29 protein-coding genes, 2 tRNA genes and 1 other RNA gene are annotated in these 25367 nt (G+C 51.7%); 20 read left to right on the forward strand and 12 right to left on the reverse strand.

The features are described from left to right. The first annotated feature begins 224 nt into the window (after positions 1–224). Together phoH and ACQG1Y_RS08460 are read left to right on the forward strand one after the other, a co-directional pair. Complete coding sequence (gene phoH / locus ACQG1Y_RS08455) at positions 225–1016, forward strand: phosphate starvation-inducible protein PhoH (RefSeq protein ID WP_032670149.1); 792 nt, start codon at positions 225–227, stop codon at positions 1014–1016. Between the two features lie 418 nt (positions 1017–1434). Continuing rightward, complete coding sequence (locus ACQG1Y_RS08460; RefSeq protein WP_062937650.1) at positions 1435–2940, forward strand: alanine/glycine:cation symporter family protein; 1506 nt, start codon at positions 1435–1437, stop codon at positions 2938–2940. A 244-nt stretch (positions 2941–3184) separates the two neighbouring features. Here the strand turns inward: ACQG1Y_RS08460 and ACQG1Y_RS08465 are convergent. The 3 genes from ACQG1Y_RS08465 to ACQG1Y_RS08475 form a co-directional block, all read right to left on the reverse strand. Beyond that, positions 3185–3272: transfer RNA gene (locus ACQG1Y_RS08465), tRNA-Ser, on the reverse strand. 137 nt (positions 3273–3409) lie between these two features. Next, positions 3410–4087, reverse strand: a complete 678-nt coding sequence (locus tag ACQG1Y_RS08470; RefSeq protein WP_003858068.1) for an isochorismatase family protein — start codon at positions 4085–4087, stop codon at positions 3410–3412. A 19-nt stretch (positions 4088–4106) separates the two neighbouring features. Next, positions 4107–4967: a pirin family protein gene (locus ACQG1Y_RS08475; protein WP_047741392.1), complete on the reverse strand. Its 861-nt coding sequence runs from the start codon at positions 4965–4967 to the stop codon at positions 4107–4109. Positions 4968–5076: 109 nt separating this feature from the next. Here ACQG1Y_RS08475 and ACQG1Y_RS08480 point away from each other — a divergent pair, with 109 nt between their 5' ends. Further along, positions 5077–5982, forward strand: coding sequence for a LysR family transcriptional regulator (locus ACQG1Y_RS08480; RefSeq protein ID WP_017384759.1), 906 nt, complete (start codon positions 5077–5079; stop codon positions 5980–5982). 121 nt (positions 5983–6103) lie between these two features. On the opposite strand, the gene ACQG1Y_RS08485 is transcribed toward ACQG1Y_RS08480, so the two are convergent. Beyond that, a non-coding RNA gene (locus tag ACQG1Y_RS08485) (RtT sRNA) lies at positions 6104–6240 on the reverse strand. Between the two features lie 44 nt (positions 6241–6284). After that, positions 6285–6372 (reverse strand) — tRNA-Ser (locus ACQG1Y_RS08490). 229 nt (positions 6373–6601) lie between these two features. On the opposite strand from ACQG1Y_RS08490, the gene ghrA reads away from it, so the two are divergent. From ghrA to ACQG1Y_RS08510, 4 genes are all read left to right on the forward strand, one after another. Next, a complete protein-coding gene (gene ghrA / locus ACQG1Y_RS08495; RefSeq protein WP_017384758.1) occupies positions 6602–7540 on the forward strand; it encodes a glyoxylate/hydroxypyruvate reductase GhrA in 939 nt (312 codons plus the stop codon). 84 nt (positions 7541–7624) lie between these two features. Beyond that, positions 7625–8362, forward strand: coding sequence for a phosphatase (locus ACQG1Y_RS08500; protein ID WP_003858061.1), 738 nt, complete (start codon positions 7625–7627; stop codon positions 8360–8362). A gap of 19 nt (positions 8363–8381) precedes the next feature. Beyond that, positions 8382–8936, forward strand: coding sequence for a TorD/DmsD family molecular chaperone (locus tag ACQG1Y_RS08505; RefSeq protein WP_017693653.1), 555 nt, complete (start codon positions 8382–8384; stop codon positions 8934–8936). Between the two features lie 96 nt (positions 8937–9032). Continuing rightward, a complete protein-coding gene (locus ACQG1Y_RS08510; RefSeq protein ID WP_072203222.1) occupies positions 9033–9515 on the forward strand; it encodes a DUF1097 domain-containing protein in 483 nt (160 codons plus the stop codon). A gap of 43 nt (positions 9516–9558) precedes the next feature. On the opposite strand, the gene csgG is transcribed toward ACQG1Y_RS08510, so the two are convergent. The 4 genes from csgG to csgD are packed head-to-tail and all read right to left on the reverse strand — an operon-like array spanning position 9559 to position 11906. Continuing rightward, positions 9559–10392 carry a curli production assembly/transport protein CsgG gene (csgG, locus tag ACQG1Y_RS08515; protein ID WP_003858055.1) on the reverse strand — a complete coding sequence of 278 codons (834 nt, stop codon included), beginning with the start codon at positions 10390–10392 and terminating at the stop codon, positions 9559–9561. 26 nt (positions 10393–10418) lie between these two features. Then, positions 10419–10835 (reverse strand): curli production assembly/transport protein CsgF, encoded by a 417-nt coding sequence (gene csgF / locus ACQG1Y_RS08520; protein ID WP_003858054.1) that lies wholly within the window; start codon positions 10833–10835, stop codon positions 10419–10421. 26 nt (positions 10836–10861) lie between these two features. Continuing rightward, entirely contained in the window at positions 10862–11251 is a 390-nt protein-coding gene (csgE, locus tag ACQG1Y_RS08525; protein WP_003858052.1) for a curli production assembly/transport protein CsgE, read from the reverse strand. Positions 11252–11255: 4 nt separating this feature from the next. Next, complete coding sequence (gene csgD, locus ACQG1Y_RS08530; protein ID WP_032670146.1) at positions 11256–11906, reverse strand: biofilm master transcriptional regulator CsgD; 651 nt, start codon at positions 11904–11906, stop codon at positions 11256–11258. Positions 11907–12649: 743 nt separating this feature from the next. On the opposite strand from csgD, the gene csgB reads away from it, so the two are divergent. The 5 genes from csgB to ymdB all read left to right on the forward strand — a co-directional run bounded on the left by csgB (position 12650) and on the right by ymdB (position 15080). Then, complete coding sequence (gene csgB / locus ACQG1Y_RS08535; RefSeq protein WP_032670145.1) at positions 12650–13105, forward strand: curli minor subunit CsgB; 456 nt, start codon at positions 12650–12652, stop codon at positions 13103–13105. Between the two features lie 39 nt (positions 13106–13144). Continuing rightward, the gene (csgA, locus tag ACQG1Y_RS08540; protein ID WP_003858043.1) at positions 13145–13600 is read left to right on the forward strand and encodes a curli major subunit CsgA; all 456 of its coding nucleotides are present in this window, start codon (positions 13145–13147) and stop codon (positions 13598–13600) included. 56 nt (positions 13601–13656) lie between these two features. Next, positions 13657–13989, forward strand: a complete 333-nt coding sequence (gene csgC / locus ACQG1Y_RS08545) for a curli assembly chaperone CsgC (RefSeq protein WP_023296298.1) — start codon at positions 13657–13659, stop codon at positions 13987–13989. Positions 13990–14142: 153 nt separating this feature from the next. Beyond that, a complete protein-coding gene (locus ACQG1Y_RS08550) occupies positions 14143–14463 on the forward strand; it encodes a type 1 fimbrial protein (protein ID WP_017384751.1) in 321 nt (106 codons plus the stop codon). An 80-nt stretch (positions 14464–14543) separates the two neighbouring features. After that, positions 14544–15080 (forward strand): O-acetyl-ADP-ribose deacetylase, encoded by a 537-nt coding sequence (gene ymdB, locus ACQG1Y_RS08555; protein ID WP_368740684.1) that lies wholly within the window; start codon positions 14544–14546, stop codon positions 15078–15080. Between the two features lie 41 nt (positions 15081–15121). On the opposite strand, the gene mdoC is transcribed toward ymdB, so the two are convergent. Then, positions 15122–16261, reverse strand: coding sequence for a glucans biosynthesis protein MdoC (mdoC, locus tag ACQG1Y_RS08560; RefSeq protein ID WP_017384749.1), 1140 nt, complete (start codon positions 16259–16261; stop codon positions 15122–15124). A 255-nt stretch (positions 16262–16516) separates the two neighbouring features. Between mdoC and mdoG the strand changes: the two genes are divergently transcribed. The 3 genes from mdoG to ACQG1Y_RS08575 all read left to right on the forward strand — a co-directional run bounded on the left by mdoG (position 16517) and on the right by ACQG1Y_RS08575 (position 20903). Continuing rightward, complete coding sequence (gene mdoG / locus ACQG1Y_RS08565; protein WP_426736729.1) at positions 16517–18070, forward strand: glucans biosynthesis protein MdoG; 1554 nt, start codon at positions 16517–16519, stop codon at positions 18068–18070. Beyond that, the gene (gene mdoH, locus ACQG1Y_RS08570) at positions 18063–20591 is read left to right on the forward strand and encodes a glucans biosynthesis glucosyltransferase MdoH (protein WP_003858032.1); all 2529 of its coding nucleotides are present in this window, start codon (positions 18063–18065) and stop codon (positions 20589–20591) included. Before mdoG ends, mdoH begins: the two co-directional genes overlap by 8 nt. Positions 20592–20675: 84 nt before the next feature. Then, complete coding sequence (locus tag ACQG1Y_RS08575) at positions 20676–20903, forward strand: YceK/YidQ family lipoprotein (RefSeq protein WP_003858030.1); 228 nt, start codon at positions 20676–20678, stop codon at positions 20901–20903. Positions 20904–20910: 7 nt separating this feature from the next. Here ACQG1Y_RS08575 and ACQG1Y_RS08580 read toward each other — a convergent pair whose 3' ends face one another. Next, positions 20911–21300 (reverse strand): MysB family protein, encoded by a 390-nt coding sequence (locus tag ACQG1Y_RS08580; RefSeq protein ID WP_047353567.1) that lies wholly within the window; start codon positions 21298–21300, stop codon positions 20911–20913. Positions 21301–21346: 46 nt separating this feature from the next. Here ACQG1Y_RS08580 and ACQG1Y_RS08585 point away from each other — a divergent pair, with 46 nt between their 5' ends. Then, positions 21347–21784: a recombinase family protein gene (locus tag ACQG1Y_RS08585; protein WP_426736730.1), complete on the forward strand. Its 438-nt coding sequence runs from the start codon at positions 21347–21349 to the stop codon at positions 21782–21784. Positions 21785–21793: 9 nt separating this feature from the next. Here ACQG1Y_RS08585 and ACQG1Y_RS08590 read toward each other — a convergent pair. Continuing rightward, positions 21794–22914, reverse strand: a protein-coding gene (locus ACQG1Y_RS08590; RefSeq protein ID WP_087451024.1) for an IS3-like element ISSen4 family transposase whose coding sequence is annotated in 2 segments (ribosomal slippage) — positions 21794–22656 and positions 22656–22914 — 1122 coding nt in all. Because the reading frame shifts where the segments join, the coding sequence is not laid out codon by codon here. Positions 22915–22966: 52 nt separating this feature from the next. Between ACQG1Y_RS08590 and ACQG1Y_RS08595 the strand changes: the two genes are divergently transcribed. From ACQG1Y_RS08595 to ACQG1Y_RS08610, 4 genes are all read left to right on the forward strand, one after another. Further along, a complete protein-coding gene (locus tag ACQG1Y_RS08595; protein WP_426737148.1) occupies positions 22967–23146 on the forward strand; it encodes a zinc ribbon domain-containing protein in 180 nt (59 codons plus the stop codon). A gap of 265 nt (positions 23147–23411) precedes the next feature. Then, positions 23412–24143: an HNH endonuclease gene (locus ACQG1Y_RS08600; protein WP_368740682.1), complete on the forward strand. Its 732-nt coding sequence runs from the start codon at positions 23412–23414 to the stop codon at positions 24141–24143. Beyond that, complete coding sequence (locus ACQG1Y_RS08605; RefSeq protein WP_332944841.1) at positions 24140–24607, forward strand: hypothetical protein; 468 nt, start codon at positions 24140–24142, stop codon at positions 24605–24607. Before ACQG1Y_RS08600 ends, ACQG1Y_RS08605 begins: the two co-directional genes overlap by 4 nt. 177 nt (positions 24608–24784) lie before the next feature. After that, positions 24785–25297, forward strand: a complete 513-nt coding sequence (locus tag ACQG1Y_RS08610; RefSeq protein ID WP_320684199.1) for a DUF2778 domain-containing protein — start codon at positions 24785–24787, stop codon at positions 25295–25297. The last annotated feature ends 70 nt before the right edge of the window (positions 25298–25367 follow it).

The raw sequence follows: 25367 nt of genomic DNA on the forward strand, positions 1-25367 counted from the left end.
GCGGAGGCTCAGACTCCGGCAGCGATTTCTTCACCACCAAATTCTCTCCTTCACCTCAAGAACCTTTTTCTACCGACGTGCATAACGGTGCGCGTAGCCGTTGTATATCGTCATCCGGTAATGCAAGCAATGGCTTACAAGGAAGCCAACCCTCTGATGTTCGTGCGCATAATCGTGCCAATGCTGGCGCGTGTGATGAATACCAACAACTCAAGGTGCTATCCATGGGAAGACAGAAAGCAGTGATCAAAGCTCGTCGTGAAGCAAAACGTGTGCTGAGACGGGATTCACGTAGCCATAAGCAGCGTGAAGAAGAATCGGTCACCTCGCTTGTGCAGATGAGCGGCGTAGAATCCATTGGCATGGCGCGGGACAGCCGCGATGCATCGCCAATTGTGGCGCGGAATGAAGCTCAGGCGCACTACCTGAATGCTATCGAGAGTAAACAGCTCATCTTTGCAACCGGGGAAGCCGGATGCGGGAAAACCTGGATCAGCGCCGCCAAAGCGGCGGAGGCGCTGATTCATAAGGACGTGGAAAGGATCATCGTTACCCGTCCGGTACTGCAAGCGGATGAAGATCTGGGCTTCCTGCCCGGCGATATTTCCGAGAAGTTTGCCCCGTACTTCAGGCCCGTCTATGACGTGCTGGTGAAGCGGTTGGGCGCTTCCTTTATGCAGTACTGCCTGCGACCAGAGATTGGCAAGGTGGAAATCGCGCCGTTCGCCTATATGCGCGGACGTACATTTGAAAATGCGGTCGTTATTCTTGACGAGGCTCAGAATGTGACCGCTGCGCAAATGAAGATGTTTTTAACGCGCCTCGGGGAGAACGTGACGGTTATCGTCAACGGCGATATTACCCAGTGTGACCTGCCGTCGGGCGTGAAGTCCGGCCTGAGCGATGCCATGTCACGTTTTGATGAAGATGAGATGATAGGGGTGGTCCGCTTCACAAAAGAGGACTGCGTCCGCTCAGCGCTGTGCCAACGAACGCTGGAAGTGTACTCCGACTAAGATCATTTCACATTTTAAGTCATTTCTTCCCGGCGTTATGCCGGGAAGCTTCCTTTATTCCCTCTGCACGCGTGGCTTTTTTAAATCATATTTATTTCCTATAGCATTCAACGGGATTTACGCCCCGTTTTGCGGTAATAATAATATTACTGTTAATTTGCTGCGAACGCTTTTTATACAGGTCACGGAAATGTGATATGTATTTATAATACCCACAAAATATCTATGAATATAATGATCATGCTAATTATTGGTTTAAAATTAAACGTGAATGTTGTCACAGAACATGACTAAGCAGTAAAAATTAAGTTGGTGTCTTTTGGGTAATTATCTATGTTTCGTACTTGTTCAGACAAAATTCTAAAAAGAAACTCGCCAGGGGATCGTTTCCTCTGGAACATCACGCTAAGGGTCATACATGAACGAACTGGTTAGTGCAATTAATGGTGTTATCTGGAGCCCGGCGTTAATATTTTTATGTCTGGGTGTCGGCCTCTATTTCTCGCTGCGTAGTCGCTTTCTGCAATTACGGCATATAAAACTTATGATTACCCTGATGTTTCAGGGGCGTCCTACCGAGGCAGGCGTGTCGTCGTTTCAGGCGCTGACGATGACGCTGGCGGGCCGCGTGGGGACAGGGAATATTGCCGGTGTAGCGACCGCCATTACCTTTGGTGGACCCGGTGCGCTTTTCTGGATGTGGATCGTGGCATTTTTGGGGGCAAGCTCTGCTTTTGTCGAATCCACGTTAGGTCAGGTTTATAAAGAGAAAATTAACGGCGAATATCGTGGTGGTCCTGCCTTTTATATTGAGAAAGGGTTAGGCGTGAAGTGGTACGCATGGTTATTTGCCATCGTAACGATTTTCTCCTGCGGATTATTACTGCCAGGTGTGCAGGCAAACTCTATTGGTGCGAGCCTGGATATTGCCTTTGGTCTGAGCCCAAATGTCACGGCGGCGTTACTTGCTGTGCTGTTGAGTTTTATTATTTTTGGTGGCGTAAAAAGGATTGCCAGCTTTAGCAGTATGGTGGTTCCGTTTATGGCGCTCGGCTATATTATTGTCGCGTGCGTGATTATCGCTATCAATATTGATCAGCTTCCTTCAGTTATATTGCTGATCTGGAAAAGTGCTTTTGGCCTTGAAGCTGGGTTTGGCGCTATTCTGGGCCAGGCCATCATGTGGGGCGTGAAGCGTGGCGTCTATTCCAACGAGGCGGCGCAGGGTACCGGGCCACATGCCTCCTCGGCGGCGGCCGTAAGCCATCCGGTGAAACAGGGGCTGGTTCAGGCGTTCTCCGTGTACATCGACACGCTGTTTGTCTGCTCCGCGACCGGGTTTATGCTGTTGATCACCGGGCTGTATAACGTGCAGGGCGTCGACGGCGCAGCGCTCTATACCGGAATAGCAGGCGTGGCCGCAGGACCGGGATATGTCCAGACGGCAATGGAAAGTATGATGCCGGGCTTCGGTAATTACTTTGTTGCCATCGCGCTGTTCTTCTTTGCCTTCACCACGATCATTGCTTACTACTACATCGCTGAAACGAATATCGCCTACATCAACCGTAAGATTCATCGCCCGTGGCTGACGTTCCTGCTCAAGCTGTGTCTGATGGCTTCGACGGTATATGGCACGGTACGCACCGCGGATCTGGCCTGGGGATTAGGGGATATCGGCGTAGGGCTGATGGCATGGCTCAACATTATTGCCATCGTTCTGTTGCATAAAAAAGCGTTTGCCAGCCTGAAGGATTATGAAATCCAGAATGCACAGGGGTTGGATCCACACTTTGACCCGGTTCGGCTGGGGATTAAAAATGCGGATTACTGGCTGGAGGAGCGTAAGGATGAAGCGGGTTTGAATATTGGCCAGATACTTGCTCCCGAGGGAAAGCAACCGGCTGGAAAGCTGAATAGCTGAGGAATGGTTGAGACAGGCCCGTGCTTTTGTACGGGCTTTTTTTTGTAGGTGAGGCAGCTCGTGTCGCACCGGGGGGGATTGACTCGCTTCGCTCGCCCTGCGGTCAGCCTGTTCGCTATGCTCTCAGTCTGTCCAACTGGCTGCCGCCAGTTGTCGAACCCCAGTCGGGGGTTCTCATCCCCCCCTTTTCGGAGAATATAAAAGAAAAAAGCCCGTACTTTCGTACGAGCTCTCATCTTAAATATGGCGGTGAGGGGGGGATTCGAACCCCCGATACGTTGCCGTATACACACTTTCCAGGCGTGCTCCTTCAGCCACTCGGACACCTCACCATATTGTTTTGCTGCCTGACCGCTTGGGGGGCAACGGGGCGCTACTATAGGGAGTTGCGCTAAAACGGTCAAGCAGATTTTCAGCATTCGTGCTTGTTCGGTTAAGCCTTAATCAGCTTATGTCGCAGCGCGCAGGATTAACGCTGCGAATCGAGCACTTCGCTATTTTTCACCACGTCCTGCGCTTTGCTGTAGCTTTCGATCAGCAGCTGGTAGGCCGGGAAGATGTGTGTGTACACCTCAGCCCATTCACCCGCATCTTCACGGTTCCACGTGCGCTGAATTTCGGAAGCAACAGCAGCCGTGTCCATCGGCACCACGCCTGCCTGCACTACGCGCGCCAGGGTGATCTCCTGCGCCATTTTGCTGTAGGTGCCGGAGGCATCAATCACCGCAAACACTTTATATCCGTCCGCCACCGCGCTGATGGACGGGAAGGCCATGCAGACGCTGGTGATCGTCCCCGCGATAATCAGCGTTTTGCGCCCGGTGGCTTTCACCGCCGCCACGAACTCCGGGTTATCCCAGGCGTTGATCTCACCCTTGCGTGCCACATACTGTGCGTGCGGCGCGTTGGCGTGGATCTCCGGGATAAGCGGGCCGTTCGGTCCCTGTGGAACCGACGCCGTGGTGATCACCGGGATCTTCGCCAGCGAGGCGATTTTTGCCAGCGCTGCTGCACGGGCGCGCAGCTCAGGCATTGGCATGTCTCCTACGGTCTGGAACAGCCCGCTCTGGTGATCGATAAGCAGCATAACGGCATCGTTTACGTCAATAACGGGACGTGCACCGTTGAAGTTTGCAGGGGTAGACATAATGCGCTCCTTATTACGTTTAGATTTGGCCAAAGCGGCCGGAGTTGAAATCGCGAATAGCCTCGGCAATTTCGGTTTTACTGTTCATCACAAACGGGCCATAGCCCACGATGGGTTCATTCAGCGGCTCCCCGGCCATCAGCAGCACTTTGGCATCGCTGCTGGCTTCGAGATGCAGTTTGTCACCGCTCTGACTCAGCACGACCAGTTGCGCCTCACCGGCATGCGTGGTGCCGTTCACCGTCACGCTGCCTTCAACGACAACCAGCGCCGTGCTCCAGCCTTCGGGCTGATTGAGCGTCAGATGGCTACCCTGGCGCAGCGCGAGATCCCACACGTTCAGCGGTGAGAAGGTATGCGCCGGGCCGGTTACCTCTCCAAAACGGCCAGCAATCACGCGCAATGTTCCGCTGTTATCCGGCAGGGTGACCACCGGGATATCCGCCTGAGTGATGCTCTGGTAGCCAGGCGTCGCCATTTTGTCTTTGGCGGGCAGGTTGACCCACAGCTGCATCATTTTCAGTTCACCGCCTTTCTGCGAAAACGCGCTGGAGTGGAACTCCTCGTGCAAAATGCCTGCGCCTGCCGTCATCCACTGCACGTCGCCTGGGCCAATAACGCCGCCTCTGCCGGTGGAATCACGGTGCTCCACTTCGCCTGAGTAGACGATGGTCACCGTTTCAAAACCGCGATGAGGATGCTCGCCCACGCCGCGTTTCGCGCCGTCCGCCGGGAAGGTATGCGGTCCGGCGTAGTCCAGCAGCAGGAACGGGCTCAGGGGCTCGCCGTGCGTCTGGTAAGAAAACATCGAACGAACCGGAAAACCGTCACCGACCCAGTGCGGACGAGGTGCGGTATACACGCCTGTTACGTTTTTCATGATTAACTCCTGATGTCCTGTTGATGGAATTAGCTTACATTCAGGGTTAATATCCCGGTAGATAGCAAAAATGACATTCACTGTTCCTTAAATGGAACAATGGAGGCGTATGCAGGATCTCAATGATTTCGTATGGTTTGTGAAGGTGGTGGAGCATGGTGGCTTTGCGGCGGCGGGTCGGGCGCTCGATCAGCCTAAGTCGAAACTGAGCCGTCGGATTGCGCAGCTGGAAGAACGCCTGGGCGTTCGGTTGATCCAACGTACCACGCGGCAGTTTGCGGTGACGGAGGTGGGGCAGACGTTCTATCAGCACTGTAAAGCCATGCTGGTGGAAGCTGAAGCTGCGGAGGAGGCGGTGGCTGCTTTACAGGCTGAGCCGCGCGGTATGGTCCGGATCACCTGTCCTGTCACCTTGCTGCACGTTCACGTGGGGCCCATGCTGGCACGGTTTATGGCGCGCTATCCGGGGATCAACCTCCAGCTTGAAGCCACCAACCGCCGGGTCGATCTGGTGGCGGAGGGGGTGGATGTGGCAATCCGCGTTCGTCCTCGTCCGTTTGATGACAGCGATTTAGTATTAAGGGTGCTGGCGGACAGGGGTCACTGTCTGGTTGCCGGGCCGGCACTGATTGAACGGATGGGCAACCCGGCGATGCCCTCTGAACTCAGCGAGTGGCCGGGGTTAAGTATGGGGGCGGGCAAGCACCTGCATAAGTGGGAGTTGAGCGGGCCGGAGGGCGCAAAGGCAGAAATTCACTTCACGCCGCGCCTGGTGACTACCGACATGCTGGCGCTGCGGGAGGCGGCGATGGCGGGCGTGGGCGTGGTACAGCTGCCCATTTTGATGGTGAAGGATCAGCTGGCTTCAGGTGAACTTGTTCGGGTGCTGAATGCCTGGGAACCCAGACGGGAAGTGATCCACGCGGTGTATCCATCCCGGCGCGGCCTGCTGCCATCGGTCAGGACGCTGGTGGATTTTCTCACCGAAGAGTATGCAAAGATGGTTGAAGACTAGCTTTTTGTAGGTCGGGTAAGCGTAGCGCCACCCGACATAAAGAACGCAGGGAGCGAATCTCCTTACGGAGAATATAAAAGAAAAAAAGCCCGTACTTACGTACGAGCTCTTGTCTTGAATATGGCGGTGAGGGGGGGATTGACTCGCTTCGCTCGCCCTTCGGGCAGCCTGTTCGCTACGCTCTCAGTCTGTCCAACTGGCTGCGCCAGTTGTCGAACCCCGGTCGGGGGTTCTCATCCCCCCAAAGGCGTGCAACATGCGAAAAAAAAGCCCGCATTTTCATGCGAGCTCTTCTTCAAATATGGCGGTGAGGGGGGGATTCGAACCCCCGATACGTTGCCGTATACACACTTTCCAGGCGTGCTCCTTCAGCCACTCGGACACCTCACCATATTGTCATCCCGTTGTTGTCGGGACGGGCGCTAATGTAAGGAAAAGCCGTACTGCCGTCAACCCACTTTTTCAGTAATTTAGCGTGTTTAGACAAACTTCAGGCAACCTGATTCCGAAATGTGCGAAATGCGCCTCTTTTATCAGCAACGCGGTTTAGCGATAAATTTGTTATGCTGGCAAGCCAGTTGGAAATGAAAATAAAACAGCGCAATAAAAGGCAATGACTATGGATATTATCTTCTATCACCCCACTTTTGATACGGCTTACTGGATTAACGCGCTCACGGCGGCACTGCCTGGCGCACGCGTTCGCGAATGGAAACAGGGCGATAATGAACATGCCGACTACGCGCTGGTCTGGCACCCCCCGGTCGAAATGCTTCAGGGACGCCGTTTGAAGGCGGTGTTTGCTCTTGGTGCGGGTGTGGATTCCATTCTCAGTAAGCTGAAGGCACACCCTGAAATGCTGCCGGAGGATATTCCCCTGTTTCGTCTGGAAGATACCGGTATGGGGCAGCAGATGCAGGAATATGCCGTGAGCCAGGTGCTGCACTGGTTCCGACGTTTCGACGATTATCAGGCGTTTAAACAGCAATCCCACTGGGAACCGCTTCCGGATTATCAGCATGAAGATTTCACCATCGGCATCCTCGGCGCGGGTGTACTGGGCTCGAAAGTCGCCGAAGCGCTCGCGCCGTGGGGCTTCCCACTGCGCTGCTGGAGCCGGAGCCGTAAGGATTATCCAGGCGTCGAGAGCTTTGCCGGAACGGACGAACTCCCGGCGTTCCTGAAAGGGACTCGCGTCCTCATTAACCTGCTGCCGAATACGGCGGAAACGGTCGGCATTATCAATGGCACGCTCCTCAACCAGTTGGCAGAAGACAGCTACTTAATGAACCTGGCGCGCGGGGTACACGTTGTGGAAGACGATCTGCTGAAAGCGCTGGATAGCGGTAAACTGAAAGGCGCAATGCTGGATGTCTATAGCCGCGAACCGCTGCCGACAGACAGCCCGCTCTGGGCACATCCGCGCGTGGCGATGACGCCTCATATTGCGGCCGTGACGCGACCGGCGGAGGCCGTGGCGTACATCTCGCATACCATCAGCGAAATAGAGAAGGGCAACGCGGTGACCGGACAGGTCGACAGACAGCGAGGCTACTGAGAGAAACCCGGCGTTCGCCGGGTTTTTGCTAATATTCGCCGCTGATAACTGCTATCCTTTGGAAAAACCGCAGAGGAGAGAAAGATGTATCCCGTTGACCTGCATATGCACACCGTCGCCAGTACCCACGCTTACAGTAACCTCCATGATTATATCGCTCAGGCGAAGCTGAAAGGCATTAAACTGTTTGCGATAACCGATCACGGTCCGGATATGGCGGATGCGCCGCACTACTGGCATTTTGTGAATATGCGTATCTGGCCACGCCTGGTGGACGGTATCGGGATACTGCGCGGCATCGAAGCGAACATCAAAAATACTGACGGTGAGATTGACTGCACCGGCCCGATGCTGACCTCGTTAGATCTGATCCTCGCCGGCTTCCACGAGCCGGTCTTTGCGCCCCAGGATAAAGAGACCAACACCGCAGCGATGATTGCCACTATTGCCAGCGGCAACGTGCACATTATCAGCCACCCGGGAAATCCGAAATACCCGATTGATATTCAGGCCGTGGCGCAGGCGGCAGCGAAGCACCGCGTGGCGCTGGAGATTAACAACTCCTCCTTTGTTCACTCGCGTAAGGGCAGTGAAGCCAACTGCCGCGAAGTGGCGGCGGCCGTGCGTGACGCGGGCGGCATGGTGGCGCTGGGCTCTGATTCACACACGGCCTTCACGCTGGGTGATTTCAGCGAGTGCCTGAAAATATTGCGGGACGTGAATTTCCCGGAAGAACAGATCCTGAACGTAACGCCGCGTCGTATGCTCGACTTCCTTGAGTCGCGCGGCATGGCGCCGATTGATGAATTTGCCGATCTTTAATTAATAACGGAATAAAAACATGAATGAGTTTTCCATCCTTTGCCGCGTGCTGGGCACCTTATATTACCGCCAGCCGCAGGATCCGCTGCTGGTTCCGCTGTTTACCCTGATTCGTGAAGGTAAACTGGCGCAGAGCTGGCCGCTGGAACAGGATGAGTTGCTGGAACGCTTGCAAAAAAGCTGCGATATGCAGCAGATTTCAACGGATTACAACGCGCTGTTTGTGGGGGAAGAGTGTCGCGTGTCGCCGTATCGTTCTGCCTGGCAGGAAGGTGCGACCGAAGCGGAAGTTCGGGCGTTTCTTTCAGAACGCGGCATGCCGCTGACGGATATGCCTGCCGATCATATCGGTACCCTGCTGCTGGCGGCCTCCTGGATTGAAGATAATGCAGGTGATGATGAGAACGAGGCGATTGAAACCCTGTTCGAAACGTATTTGCTTCCGTGGGTTGGCACCTTCCTGGGTAAAGTTGAAGCCCATGCCACCTCGCCGTTCTGGAGAGCGCTGGCTCCGCTGACGCGTGACGCCATCGCTGCCATGTGGGACGAGCTGGAAGAAGAGAACGAAGAGTGATTTGAATCACAAAAATCCTGCAACGATGCATTTCAACTTGCACGTAATGTGCTTCTGATCTCATTTCTATGGTGCGCATCTGCTAAGATGCGCACCATGAACATACTACTTTGTATTGCAATCACGACTGGCATCCTCTCCGGCCTCTGGGGTTGGGTGGCTGTCTCTCTCGGCTTGTTGAGCTGGGCTGGTTTTCTTGGCTGCACGGCCTATTTCGCCTGCCCGCAGGGTGGTCTCAAAGGGCTCTTCATCTCCGGCTGTACTCTGATGAGCGGTGTGATTTGGGCGCTGGTCATTATGAAAGGCAGCGCGCTGGCGCCGCAGGTGGAAATCCTGGGGTACGCCATCACCGGCATTGTGGCCTTCCTGATGTGCGTTCAGGCAAAACATCTGCTGTTGTCCTTTGTGCCCGGCACGTTCATGGGTGCCTGCGCGACCTTTGCGGGGCAGGGGGACTGGAAGCTGGTGGTCCCTTCGCTCATGCTGGGGTTACTGTTTGGCTACGCCATGAAGAACAGCGGCCTCTGGCTTGCGGCCCGACGCGAGAAGAGCCAGAGCGTTCCTGCGGTAAGTAAATAAAAAAAGGCGAGACGGAAATCTCGCCTTTTTTATGCGCCGCCGATTATGACTCCGGCGGCACCGACATCTCACGGTATTTCACCAGCACCGCATTACTCACGTCACTTTTATTCTGAAGATCCCACAAGCCGCGATCGATACCGTCATTAATCAGGAAAATCACGCCGGTTTCGATGGCCGACATCAGACACAGCATGACCGGCTCGTTAGAGGTATAGCCAATTTCACCCTCCAGCAGACGCTGGTAATCGATAAAGCGGAACACCCCGGCCTGCACTTCATAAGAGAGAATCGTTTTGCTGGTGGTCACGGAGGATAATATCTCACCCGTGCTCACGTTAACCACGCGCAGGTTGACGGCAATCTGATCCAGCTGATACTGCGTGTCGGCCCCGATGCCAAAGTAACGCGCACCCGCGCCGCCCGATTTCACGTTACTTTCGTAGCCGATAATCGAGCCTTCCACCATGATATTGGCTGCGGTGAGAGACTGTAGCGGCATGCGGTTATTGACGCCAACGGTACCATTCTCCTGCGCGGCACGAATGATTTTTCGTTCGTTAAGCAGGTTTTGCAGCCCCTGACGTTCCAGCGGGATAAACCAGCGAGAATCTTTCAGGGCGGTGACCAGCATCGCGGTGGCGCTCTGCGGTACGGCCGTCGAGAAGTTACTGGCCGGATACGGTTTGAACTGGCCCGTCTCATCCTGAATGTTATAGACCGAGACGAATATCTTCCCGGTAGGGACCGGCAGATGCGTCAGATCCCGGTAGCTCTGGGCACGAGGCATCAGGGTGGGTTTAGCGGCTTCTTTTGGCGGGGCAGTTAAACAACCGCTTAATAAGCACACTGCAACTAAAATAAAAAAGCGCTGCATAATAATTGTCCTTATTTCGGGGTTGTTTAGAAATCAGTTGAACTGGTCTGCAAACCGGAAACCTGGATTGTCGACGTTTTACCGGTTTTTCGGTCTGTCACATTTAACTGAAGCTGCCCGTCTTTATTGGCAATATCGACGATAAAGTCGTTAGTGACCATCCGGCCGGGTTTTCCGGTATTAATGTTGGTTAATAAGCCACCTAATATTTGCGACTGGATGGCCTGAGTGAAATTATCCAGGGCCGACGGGGTCTCGATACCGAAATCATCGTCATAGCTGGGGTCTTTATAAGAGTTTTGAGCCTGAGCCTGGTTAAGCATAAAGGCTCCGTTATTCGGGTTGCCGCCAAAATTAGGGTTGCGGAACTGGAATGTCATATTTCCGGCCCAGCTCAACGGCGCAATGAGCATTAACGAAATCACTGTGTGTGCGAGACGCATTACAGCCTCCGAAATAGGTGTCGTTGCTAGAACTCATCTTTTGCTAAATCGCCTGTGCTCAAAAGGGCTTTGTCTAACTGTAGGCGGTTAATAGCTTCTTCTGTTTGTGCCAGCGCGAAAGCGACGTTCTGATCGAAGTCTCTTTTCGTTGGGAATAAAAAAGTCTGGTAAATAACGTCCTGATTAGCGGTTATTGTGATCCAGCTTCCCCACCGCGCACTGGGCCGTTCGTTGATGGTTAAGTTACCCGGATAATCGCTTTCCCACTTATCGCTGAAGGCACGATAAAAATCGTGTCCGACAGAGGTGACGGTGTGGTCGGTCAACAGTCCGGGAACTTCCACCTCAACAGCCTGAAGGTTTCCGGCAGCAAGCATAATGCCTGCGGCGGCAATCCAACTTAGGGTGCGTTTCATGCTATTAACGCCTGAGGTTATCGTTGGCCCACGACACCGCCTGCGTGCGATTTTTAACAGCTATCTTTTTGAAAAGATTATAAAGATGCGTCTTAACCGTATTTTCGCTGATAAATAACGAACGGGCGATTTCAATATTTGAAGCACCAATACGCAGTTTATTGAGGATCTCTTTCTCACGGTGCGTCAGAAGTGCAGATTCTGAACTGTTATAGCGATAATTTCCGGAGTGGGTAATGAGGTAGCTGGCCAGTTTTTGCGAGAAATAACACTCCCCCCGCAATATGCCCTGCAAACCCTCCACGACACGGTTTTCTTCTTCAGTGATGTAAAACACGCCGTTAATATGCGGCCAGCTCTCAATATCGCGGAAAGGATACTCATCAGGCGTATTTAATAACAATACGCGGATATTATTGTTTTTCCTGCTTAAATTATCCTGCCAGTAATGGACCAGTTTTTTATCCGCTTCCATCATATCGAGAAGAATGATGCTGCCAGGAGCGATATCATCAAAAGAACGTTGAATATTATGCAGTTTCCCGTTAAGCGAGAGGCATTGTTTTAAATGCTGCAATAACGCTGTCGCTTGTAGGGAAGGTTTTGTGATCAACAATAATGTATGACCGGGTAAGCTATGGACTTCATTAAACATGATGAAACCCCACGTTATTTATGACACCCGGCAGCTGCCCTCGTATTATTGAAAAAGGCACCAGAAGTACTGACAGGTGTGGCACTGCTGTGTGTAGTTAAAAAACCTTCCTCCAAAGGAGGCGGTAAAATTAAAAACAAATAACGTACTGCTGTTTTCAATCTAGCTATTGCAAACTTTAAAGCAAGTGTTAATCATGTAACAGAATGTAAAATTCGATATTAAGTTGTGTATTTTGCAGGGTGAATAGATTTTAAGATAAGGGGAAAGTTGTACAGGTGTATAAACGTGCACAGATTTTGAAAGTCATACAATATATTATAAAGAATTGAATTATTGAGCTTTTAATTATTGTAAGCCAGCCGGTAAAAAGTATGAACTCAGCTAAAAAGTTAAGACTTCTCTAAGCTGGAAATTTTTCTTAAGAAAACTTGCTTCGTGTCACGCACCTGGCAAAAGACATTGCCATGTTTGTCTGTAGAAGCCGGTACAGGTTGGACAGCCTGTCTCGCTGTTGTCCAGACGCTCAGACAAGAATTTATTTCTGCATTAGTGGTGTGTCGCGTCGTTTCAGGCGAGATTTACGACTTTGAGGTGAATGAGCATATAAAAATAAGGCACACGGGTGAGATATTAAATATGTTTCGGCAGACATACTCTTTTCCGTAACGCGGCGTTAACAAAACGAATCGCGTTAACGGGTAAAGACATACCTATTTTATAGCCAGGTCCAGGGTGACAGCATGAAAAACAAAATGTTGTTTATGATGTTTACATTACTGGGTGCGCCTGGGTTTGTAATCGCAGGTGATTCAGATTTAGCCAGTTCTGAATATAATTTTGCGATAAATGAATTAAGTAAAGCTTCATACAATCAGGCAGCCATTATTGGTCAACAGGGCGCAGGTAATAATGCTGATGTACGCCAGGGCGGTTCTAAATTGCTGTCCATTATTTCCCAGGAGGGCGGGAATAACCGCGCGCATGTTGATCAGTCAGGGACGTATAACCTTGCTTATATCGATCAGACCGGTAACGGCAACGATGCGAGTATTAAGCAGGGCGCTTTTGGCAACACCGCCATGATTATCCAGAAAGGCTCGGGTAACAGGGCGAATATAACGCAGTATGGTACGCAGAAAACAGCAGTTGTAGTACAGAGACAGTCGCAAATGGCTATTCGCGTTATTCAACGCTAGCGATGTGTGACGCCTTAATCAATCCGATGGGGGTTTACCATGAAACTTTTCAAAGTGGCAGTTATTGCAGCAATCGTAGTTTCTGGCAGTGCTTTCGCAGGTGCGGTACCACAATTTGGCGGCGGCCACGGAGGTGGCTGGGGTGGCGGCAATAACGGCCCTGACTCAACCCTGAGCATTTACCAGTACGGCGGCGGTAACTCCGCGCTTGCTTTGCAGACGGACGCCCGAGATTCTGAATTGACCATTACCCAGCACGGTGGCGGTAACGGCGCAGATGTTGGTCAGGGCTCTGATGACAGTTCTATCGATCTGCTGCAAAAAGGCTTTGGTAACAGCGCCACCATCGACCAGTGGAATAGCAAAGACTCTGTTATCAACGTGAAACAGTTCGGCGGCGGCAACGGCGCGGCGGTAGACCAGACAGCGTCCGGCTCAACGGTGACTGTGCACCAGGTTGGCTTTGGCAACAACGCGACCGCACATCAGTACTGATTCATTTCTGTACCAAAAAACAGGGCATGTGCCCTGTTTTTTTTCGGGAGGATCTCATGAGCACCTTCATTCTCCTTGCCGCGCTTGCCAGCCAGATAACGTTCAGCACCTCACAGCAGGCAAATATGACAACCATTATTCCTCAGGTCACGCTGGCAGACGCCTGCGAATGTCAGGTTGAGGTGTTATCTGTCCGACAGGGGCAAGCGGGACAAAGTACATCGCGGCAGAAAAATACTCTTTTTATACCCGCTAATCAGCCGATTGATTTAACGCGAATCAGTTTAAATATTCGTTCAGGGGATGCGGTAAAAATAATCGTCACCGTTTCCGATGGAAAATCGCTTCATTTATCACAGCAGTGGAACGCACCGGCAAGTACGCTTTAATAATTCATGAAATCAATGATTTAATAAAGTGGCGGCGCTGCACAGGTAAGCTATGCTGATATCAAGAACCCAGTCATCGGGTTGCTTAAATTGATACGTCATAACGGAGCGTTTTTACCCCTCAAGGACGAATTTCATTGAGGAGTACAAATAATGTTCAAATCCGCAGCGTGTATTATTTCTGGTCTGGGACTGATCCTGTCCTCTTTTTTATCTCCGGCTTATTCAGCAACTATAGAAAATGGTGGGGTGATTCATTTTCGTGGCGCGGTGGTCGCTGACCCGTGCGAAGTCACGCCCCGGCATCAGCAGTTTGCGATCTCCTGCCCGGAAAATAACCGTATGAAAACGCATACCATCAGTTATGACGAGGCGCTCCGGGGCCATCATCCTCATTCAGCTCTGGCCGCTGTCAGTATGAAATACCTGAATGAACAGAAAACGCTTGCGGTCGTTCAGGTGGATTACCGCTAACCGACGTTTTTTTCACGGCAGTTTTTCTCCTTCTCCCTCTGCGATACACTGATGAAAAAGGCGGGTTGCAGAGGGTGTTTATGAGACCGCAAATCGACGTTATTCATGGCGATATCACGACGGTACACGTTGACGTGATCGTCAACGCAGCCAATTCCTCCCTGATGGGTGGGGGCGGGGTGGACGGTGCCATTCACCGGGCCGCAGGCCCTCAACTCCTTAAAGCATGCAAAACCGTGCGTCAGCAGCAGGGAGAATGCCCGCCGGGGCATTCTGTTATTACGCTTGCAGGCGATCTCCCGGCCAAAGCGGTGATCCATACCGTTGGACCCGTCTGGCACGGTGGCGACCGCCATGAGGCTGAGATTCTGGAGCAGGCGTATCGGAACTGCCTTCGGCTTGCGGCGGATAACGGGTATAAGACCATGGCGTTCCCCGCCATTAGCACCGGGGTATACGGTTATCCAAAGGAAGCGGCAGCTACAATCGCCGTGAATACCGTTTATCACTACCTTTCCCTCAAACCCATGCCGGAAAAAGTCATTTTTGTCTGTTTCGATGAGCACACCGCCGACCTGTATCAGCGGATTTTGACCGCGCGCAGCCAGGCATTTTGATGTCTGAAGTGCAAAAACGGCGCCCTGGAGGCGCCGTTTTGTTATCCCGCTTTAACCTGAGGTTTGCCTGAGAACAGGAAACGCAAAAGCGGGATCCGCAGATGGATTTCATACAACACGATGGCAATGCCAACCACAAAGACCAGGCCGGTGAAGAAGCCCAGCGCATTCGAGGCGATATGCGGTGTAATGTACGCCCCGAAAAACAGCGTCAGCGGATGGTGAACCAGGTAGATAAACAGCGAAGCATTAACGAAATAGGTGACGCGACTGGATTTAAAATTCAGCAGACGATGGCCAAGGGCGAACACCACGTTAACCATCCACAGGCCCATCAGCATCGTTATCACGCTCTCTGTCTCATACATCCATGCGTCCCCGCTGCCATAGCGCTGATTGAGAAGATAGGCGGCAAAGGCCAGCGCAGCACCCACCGCACACCAGGGGGAGGGGGTGGTAAACAGCGCTTTAAGCCGGGGATGAATAAATGCCAGCGCCCCAATCAGGAAGAAGGGAATGTAAAACAGGGTCTGCATCACCACGAAATTAAACAGCCCATCGCTCAGAATGGGAGGGTAGACAATGAGCAGGGTACGCCTGACGGCGGCATACGCGACCCCCAGCGCAAGAAACAGCAGAGACAGCTTGCCCAGGGTGATGTTGGCGAAGAAGGTCGAGGATGCGGTGCTCGCGCGCTGGCGCAGCTGGCTGAAGATCAACAAACTCACCGTGGTTAGCACCACCAGTACCAGCAGGAACCAGAGGTGGGAAATCAGCTCCCAGACCAGGGTGTTGTATTTCTCATAGAAGGAGAGATTCGGCCAGTTTTCCGCCTTGCCTTTAACATGCTGCAACATGATGAACTGCGGCAGCGTCAGCAGCGGAATGGCCGTCAACATCGGTATGCCCACGCGCTCCACGCGCACTTTCCACCATCGTTTGAGGGGATAGCGCAAGAAGAGCATGTAAGAGAAATAACCGGAAATGACAAAAAACACCTGCATGCGGAAGGCATGGATAAAATCATTAAACAGCGTCAGCCACCAGGAGGGCATCTGGCTGTTCACGTGCCAGGTGTGGCTGGAATAGATCAGTGAAATATGAAAAGGGATCCCCAATAGCATGAGCCATGCGCGGATCGAGTCGAGGAAATATTCACGTTGTACAGGGGTTGTGCTCATATAACTTTGCGCATTCTCAGACTTTTCGCCTTATCCCTAAGGCTCATAATGGTTACATTCGGAGCCAACCCTACACCAAGACCGACACCCTGTCTCCAGGATAAGCACGCAAAGTGAAAAGCGGGTTCTTTCATTTGCTTAATCCATGAGCCAGCGAGCTGAACAAAGCAGTGATAATGTTGTCGGATTGCCTGAGTTTCCATTAAAATGGATCGGATCGATATAAGCACACAAAGGGGGAAGTGCTTACTTATTATGAAACATAAACCACAAATGATGAAAATGCGTTGGTTGGGTGTAGCAGTGCTGTTGTCACTGTATACCTCATCTGCACTGGCCTTTAACATCGATGATGTCGCAAAACAGGCTAAATCGATGGCGGCCAAGAGCTACGAAGCGCCAAAAAGTAACCTGCCCTCCGTTTTCCGCGACATGAAATACGCGGACTATCAGCAGATCCAGTTCAATCACGATAAAGCGTACTGGAACAATATTAAAACCCCGTTCAAGCTTGAATTTTACCACCAGGGTATGTACTTCGACACGCCGGTTGCCATCAACGAAGTGACGGCGACCGCGGTACGCAAAATCAAGTACAGCCCGGATTATTTCAATTTTGGCGATGTGCAACACGATAAAGACACGGTAAAAGACCTCGGCTTCGCAGGCTTCAAGGTGCTTTATCCGATTAACAGCAAAGATAAAAACGACGAAATCGTCAGCATGCTTGGCGCCAGCTACTTCCGCGTGATTGGCGCGGGGCAGGTGTACGGGCTTTCTGCGCGCGGTCTGGCAATTGATACCGCGCTGCCATCAGGTGAAGAATTTCCACGTTTTCGCGAGTTCTGGATCGAACGTCCAAAACCAACCGACAAACGTCTGACAATTTATGCGCTGCTGGACTCCCCTCGTGCGACAGGCGCTTATCGCTTCGTGATCATGCCAGGGCGTGACACGGTGGTTGACGTACAGTCTAAAGTTTACCTGCGCGATAAAGTGGGCAAACTGGGCGTCGCGCCGCTGACCAGCATGTTCCTGTTTGGGCCGAACCAGCCCTCTCCGGCGACCAATTTCCGTCCTGAACTGCATGATTCCAACGGCCTCTCCATTCATGCGGGTAACGGCGAGTGGATCTGGCGTCCGCTGAACAACCCGAAACACCTCGCCGTCAGCAGCTTTGCGATGGAAAACCCGCAGGGCTTTGGTCTGCTGCAACGTGGCCGTCAGTTCTCCCGCTTTGAAGATCTGGATGACCGCTACGATCTGCGTCCAAGCGCCTGGGTTACGCCGAAAGGCGACTGGGGTAAAGGCAAGGTTGAGCTGGTTGAAATTCCAACTAACGATGAAACCAACGATAACATTGTGGCGTACTGGACACCGGATCAGCTGCCGGAAGCCGGTAAAGAGATGAACTTCAAGTATGCGATCACCTTCAGCCGTGACGAAGACAAACTGCACGCACCCGATAACGCGTACGTGATGCAGACGCGTCGTTCGACGGGTGACGTGAAGCAGTCCAACCTGATTCGTCAGCCGGATGGCACGCTGGCATTTATCGTGGACTTCACCGGGCAGGATATGAAAAAACTGGCCCCGGATACTGCCGTGACGGCACAGGCCAGCATTGGCGATAACGGTGAAATCGTTGAGAACGCCGTGCGTTACAACCCGGTCACCAAAGGGTGGCGTTTGACCCTGCGCGTGAAGGTGAAAGATCCGAAACAGACCACTGAAATGCGCGCCGCGCTGGTCAGTAACGATAAGCCGCTGAGTGAAACCTGGAGCTATCAGCTACCTGCCAATGAATAATACATCTGAATATATTGATGCCATGCCGCTGACGGACATTGAAAAAGCGGCACTCCCTGCGAGCGACATCCGCGCGGTTCACACCGCGCTGGATGGTGAACATCGTCACTTTTCCCGTGATGATGATACGCCGCTGGGGTCAGTGAAGGCACGTCTGGAGCAGGCATGGCCGGACTCGCTGGCAGAAGGGCAGCTAATCAAGGATGACGAAGGGCGTGACCAGCTACAGGCGATGCCGAAGGCCACGCGTTCCTCCATGTTCCCCGATCCGTGGCGCACCAACCCGGTGGGCCGCTTCTGGGATCGCCTGCGTGGGCGTGACGTGACGCCGCGCTATCTGTCACGTCTGACCAAAGAACAGCAGGCATCCGAGCAGAAATGGCGTACCGTGGGAACGATTCGTCGTTACATTCTGCTGCTGCTGACGCTGGCGCAGACGGTTGTCGCCACCTGGTACATGAAAACCATTCTGCCGTACCAGGGCTGGGCGTTGATTAACCCTGCTGACATGATTGGCCAGGATATCTGGGTCTCCTTCATGCAGCTGCTGCCGTATATTTTACAGAGCGGCATTCTTCTGCTGTTCGCGGTGCTGTTCTGTTGGGTCTCCGCCGGGTTCTGGACGGCGCTGATGGGCTTCCTGCAACTGCTGATGGGGCGTGACAAATACAGCATTTCCGCGTCGACGGTCGGGGATGAGCCCCTCAATCCTGAGCACCGTACCGCGCTGATCATGCCTATCTGTAACGAAGACGTTGACCGCGTATTCGCCGGGCTGCGTGCTACCTGGGAGTCCGTGAAGGCGACCGGTAACGCGGCGCATTTCGACGTCTATATCCTGAGCGACAGCTACAATCCGGATATCTGCGTGGCGGAGCAAAAAGCCTGGATGGAGCTGATTGCCGAGGTGCAGGGCGAAGGGCAGATCTTCTACCGTCGTCGTCGTCGTCGTGTTAAGCGTAAGAGCGGAAACATCGATGACTTCTGTCGTCGCTGGGGTAACCAGTACAGCTACATGGTGGTACTGGATGCAGACTCCGTGATGAGCGGCGACTGCCTGAGCGGGCTGGTCCGTCTGATGGAAGCCAACCCGAACGCGGGAATTATTCAGTCCTCGCCAAAAGCGTCCGGTATGGACACGCTGTATGCGCGCTGCCAGCAGTTTGCGACCCGCGTCTACGGGCCGCTGTTTACTGCCGGTCTGCACTTCTGGCAGTTGGGTGAATCCCACTACTGGGGCCACAACGCCATTATCCGCGTGAAGCCATTCATCGAGCACTGCGCCCTGGCGCCGCTGCCGGGTGAAGGGTCGTTTGCCGGGTCCATTCTGTCGCATGACTTTGTGGAAGCTGCGCTGATGCGTCGCGCAGGGTGGGGCGTCTGGATTGCCTACGATCTGCCTGGCTCGTATGAAGAGCTGCCGCCGAACCTGCTGGATGAGCTCAAACGCGACCGCCGCTGGTGTCACGGTAACCTGATGAACTTCCGCCTGTTCCTGGTGAAAGGGATGCACCCTGTTCACCGTGCTGTGTTCCTGACGGGCGTTATGTCCTATCTGTCTGCGCCGCTGTGGTTTATGTTCCTGGCGCTCTCAACCGCGTTGCAGGTTGTGCATGCCCTGACGGAGCCGCAGTATTTCCTGCAACCGCGCCAACTGTTCCCGGTGTGGCCGCAGTGGCGTCCGGAGCTTGCGATCGCGCTGTTCGCGTCGACCATGGTGCTGCTGTTCCTGCCTAAGCTGCTCAGTATCATTCTGATCTGGTGCAAAGGTTCGAAGGAGTACGGTGGTTTCTGCCGCGTGACCCTTTCACTGCTGCTGGAAGTGCTGTTCTCGGTCCTGCTGGCCCCGGTGCGTATGCTGTTCCATACGGTGTTTGTGGTGAGCGCGTTCCTGGGATGGGAAGTGGTGTGGAATTCACCGCAGCGTGACGATGACTCTACGCCGTGGAGTGAAGCCTTTATGCGCCACGGCTCTCAGCTGCTGCTGGGCCTGGTGTGGGCCGTTGGTATGGCCTGGCTGGATCTGCGTTTCCTGTTCTGGCTGGCGCCAATCGTCTTCTCGCTGATCCTGTCGCCGTTTGTGTCGGTGATCTCCAGCCGTTCCACGGTGGGCCTGCGTACCAAACGCTGGAAGCTGTTCCTGATCCCGGAAGAGTATTCTCCGCCGCAGGTGCTGGTGGATACCGATACCTATCTGGAGCAGAACCGCAAACGCACGCTGGATGATGGCTTTATGCATGCCGTGTTTAACCCGTCATTCAACGCGCTGGCAACCGCGATGGCGACGGCGCGTCACCGCGCCAGCCAGGTGCTGGAGATCGCCCGCGATCGCCACGTTGAGCAGGCGCTGAACGAGACGCCAGAAAAGCTTAACCGCGACCGTCGTCTGGTGTTGTTGAGCGATCCGGTGACGATGGCACGGCTTCACTACCGCGTGTGGTCCTCTCCGGAGAGATACTCTTCGTGGGTGAACTACTACAAGGACGTGAAGCTCAATCCGCTGGCCCTTAAGGCGAAGTAAGTTGTTAAGTAGGGCGGGTAAGCGAAGCGCCACCCGCCAAATAAAATACCGGCTTAATCGCCGGTATTTTTTTAGAGGTCAGAAATGAAAGTAATCATTGTCGTCATGATGGCATGCCTGCTCAGCGGTTGCGGCAGCATTATCAGCCGCACCATCCCCGGGCAGGGCCACGGGAATCAGTACTACCCCGGCGTACAGTGGGATGTCCGTGATTCCGCATGGCGCTATCTCACCGTGCTCGATCTGCCGTTTTCGCTGATTTTCGACACGCTACTGCTGCCCATCGATGCCAGCCACGGCCCCTACGAGTAGCGGTGACTTATCGCTCGTCCCATTCGTCCGCTGCGGCCTGACCCTCTTCGGTATCCAGCGGCGGTTCGAGCTGAAACTCACCTTCGTCCCATTCGTGCAGCGTATTTTCTTCCAGCCACTCCTGACGTAACTCAATTTCGTCATAGTCGCCGTCGAATACCGCCTGTGCACCTTCACCACTCAGTATCGGCAGACATTCACCATCTTCACCTTCATCAGCAAAGAATTCGGCCTGCCACATAATATCGCCGTCCTGTAGAACGTATTTTTGGATATTAAGTTGTTGCACGTCAGCATCTTCTTCCTCAACGCCGGGATTATCGGCGAGGAACTCTTCGCGAGCGGCATCAATTGCTTCTTCCAGCGTACTATAGAATACATATTCTTTATCGGACATAATGAGTTCCTCAATGATTATGTTTATCAAATGTATAGGTGCATGAATGCGAACTGTCAAAGCCTACATCTATAGTAGGGTATCGAGTTTGCAGCAGGTTGATGCTTTTGGCTTAGAGCGCCAGATTAGTACAGTATTAGACTTCCTCGAAAACGCTAAATTACCCGCTGAATTAGGGTATCAGCTTGATCCAAGCAATCATGAAGTACTGGAAAGTGATAAAGGCTTGTCAGGCTACGCCGGACACAACTTCACGAAGGGCTCATTGGGGCGGTTCAAGGAACGTGTAAGATCAGGAGAAATTACTGAAGGTTGTTTGCTGATCGAGAGTGTTGACAGGTTTTCCAGGAAGCAGGGCTATGATGCAATCGATGAGTTTACTTTTCTGATCAAACGTAACATTGATATTGTTGAAGTTGAAACGGGGCAAATCTACAGCTATAAGCTCGATCACAAGTTATCTGTGACCTGCCCCCACGATTAGATACAACACTCAGTTAGTAACGTCGGAATCTTCATTCTCAGAATGACCCTTTCTCCAGCCCGCTGCAAATTCAGACGGTGTCTGATAATTCAGCGTGGAGTGCGGGCGGCATTCGTTATAATCCTGCCGCCAGTCATTAATAATTTTCCTGGCATGAACGATATCGCTGAACCAGTGCTCATTCAAACATTCATCGCGAAATCGTCCGTTAAAGCTCTCAATAAATCCGTTCTGCGTTGGCTTGCCCGGCTGGATTAAGCGCAACTCAACACCATGCTCAAAGGCCCATTGATCCAGTGCACGGCAAGTGAACTCCGGCCCCTGGTCAGTTCTTATCGTCGCCGGATAGCCTCGAAACAGTGCAATGCTGTCCAGAATACGCGTGACCTGAACGCCTGAAATCCCAAAGGCAACAGTGACCGTCAGGCATTCCTTTGTGAAATCATCGACGCAGGTAAGACACTTGATCCTGCGACCGGTGGAAAGTGCGTCCATGACGAAATCCATCGACCAGGTCAGATTGGGCGCCGCCGGACGGAGCAGCGGCAGACGTTCTGTTGCCAGCCCTTTACGACGTCTTCTGCGTTTTACGCCCAGGCCACTGAGGTGATAAAGCCGGTACACGCGCTTATGATTAACATGAAGCCCTTCACGGCGCAGCAACTGCCAAATACGACGGTAGCCAAAACGCCTGCGCTCCAGTGCCAGCTCAGTGATGCGCCCTGATAAATGCGCATCAGCAGCCGGACGGTGAGCCTCATAGCGGCAGGTCGACAGGGATAAACCTGTAAGCCTGCAGGCACGACGTTGCGACAGACCGGTCGCATCACACATCAACATCACGGCTTCCCGCTTCTGGTCTGTCGTCAGTACTTTCGCCCAAGAGCCACCTGAAGCGCCTCTTTATCCAGCATGGCTTCGGCAAGCAGCTTCTTGAGTCTGGCGTTCTCTTCCTCAAGCGACTTCAGGCGCTTAACTTCAGGCACCTCCATACCGCCATACTTCTTACGCCAGGTGTAAAACGTGGCATCGGAAATGGCATGCTTGCGGCAGAGTTCACGGGCGGGTACCCCAGCTTCGGCTTCGCGGAGAATACTGATGATCTGTTCGTCGGAAAAACGCTTCTTCATGGGGATGTCCTCATGTGGCTTATGAAGACATTACTAACATCGGGGTGTACTAATCAACGGGGAGCAGGTCAAACGGAATTTATTTAACGGCCTAACTAAATGCTATGAGTGCGGTAGTCCTATGATCGTTCAGAGTATGTCTAATGGGGGGTTACGTTGCTATAGACAACGTACTAAAGATGAAAAGTGTAATTCAAAGATGCTAAGGTACAGCGTTACCTACTCGTCGTGAACTCCTCGTAGTATTGGTTAGAAACGTTCCTTTTTTCTCGCTGTACTCGAAAAGGCGGAAGACGTTTCTTCTCGCTTTGCTCGATAGGTGTTAGTACAGCAAGTGAAGTACCTAAAATGAATTGGTAAGTACGAAATGCCCCGCCAATTTCACACCTCTCGCTCCGGTCATTTCCCCTTACTATGATGCCATTTGATAACTACATAAAGTACTGGATCAAGTGTGCAATTTTTGTGTACAAAGAGGTACTTAAGAGAGGGATAACATGAACAGAAAACAATTTATCCAGTCGCATGGTGCTACTTGTAGTAACTGGAATTGGAGTTGGTCATTTGTTAATCACGACAAGAAAATGGTGATCTTTGGTGCTTGGGATGTTCAGAAAGAGCAAGAAAGATCAGTTATACTAAGGGAGCGGTGGAAAACCAAAGTAGTTGATGGTAGGACAAGAAAAAATCTGGGATACATTCAAGCTATTGAACACATCCAGTTGATAGCTGAAGGTTATGATCTTTTCACGTTTGATATGGAGCAGGGGCGAAACGATGAGGATAGAGATGTAGCTGTTATCAAACGTTTTACCCCTAAACTTGAAAAGCGTTACCTTCGAAAAGAAGGTACTGTCTGGTATGCAGACTTCTTACCTAATCTGTTTCCTGATGAAATTACCTCACCTGAAAACTTCGCTGAAGGTGCAAAAAAGCAAGTTACAGTAAACTCCTACGAACGTGATCCAAAAGCACGGCAGGCGTGTATTGACCATCACGGTACTTCTTGCAAGTGTTGTGGGTTTGACTTTGAGAAAGTCTATGGCGAACACGGTAAAGGATTTATACACGTTCATCATATCAAACCACTGCATACAGTAGGTGAGAGCTATGTAGTACATCCGATTGAAGATATGGTTCCCCTTTGTCCAAACTGTCATGCAATGATACATAGGGGAAGTGAAGTCTTAAGTGTCGAAAGATTAAAAATAATAGTTGAGAAAAAATGAGCATATTAACAGTAGCAGCTAAATACAAAGATGTGTTAACTATTTGTTTTTCTGTACTTTCATTTATCATAGCATGTACTTCCTTATTTTTTTCAGGTCGAACGGCATGGCATGATAGATCAAGATTGAAAATTACAGGGCGAGTTGTATACGAACCGGTTTACGAAAAGGCTTATAAAATTGAAGTGACCGTTCTTAATGTTGGTAGGCGTGATGCTGTATTAGAAGGGATTCTATGCCATTATGAAGGGAATAATACCAGACATATTTTTGAAAAAAATGGTTTTATACTTAAAGAAAAGCAAAGGGAAATGTTTCAAATCGAATTCAGGGATTTAGTAATCACAGATGATGATGGCAATGCTTATGAGTTAGAAAACATTACCGTATTAGATGTTGAAGGGAAAGAGTATGACATTCCTAACTCAAGAAATCTTATTTCAAAGTTTTCAAAAAATGCATAATATATCGATAATAAAGATAGCTAAACAAATACGATTGAATAACATAGCATTCTTATGAAATAAGATAATTTAAGTTGATTTTTAGACTCACTACATTTAGGAGGCTGTTTGTTTAGATAGCATATGTTAGAATCGTTATATGCAAAGAGCCGGGAAAAGAAAATGCAAATAATGAGGATGACATACGACGATATTGATAATAATGGCTACGCCAAATTACACGTCTATGGAATAGGAACTTTCTCGGTTTTTAGTGGGCAAAACCCATATACCAATGATCCAAACTGTGCGTACTTACCAAACAGTGCAATACCTACTGGACGGTACTGGTTAGTTGATAGGCCAACTGGCTCTACATTGAATAAGATCCGGGCCTGGGGCGTTGATACAATCACAGGTAATGACCACTCCGAATGGTTTGCACTCTTCAGTGCTCAAACCATGACAGATAGTATAATGATTAACGGTGTATCTCGTGGTAGCTTCCGGTTACATCCACTCAGGCCAGATGGTTCTGGTTTCTCAGAGGGGTGTATTACATTCGTCAATCGACCCGATTTCTATACTGTACGTAGTCAGTTGCTCCGTACTAAAAAGGTTAAAGTACCAGGATCAAGGACTGGATTGATGGCATATGGTTATGTTGATGTACAAGGGGGGAGCGACTATGCGAAGTGCAGGATTCGTTAAGAATGCGGCCATATACAGTATCTGTATTGTCTTTGCATGGTGGCTATCAAGTTTCGGTAAGCCTCTCAAT

The organism is Enterobacter cloacae complex sp. 397G4, from assembly GCF_050031515.1.
Classification (GTDB): domain Bacteria; phylum Pseudomonadota; class Gammaproteobacteria; order Enterobacterales; family Enterobacteriaceae; genus Enterobacter; species Enterobacter hormaechei_C.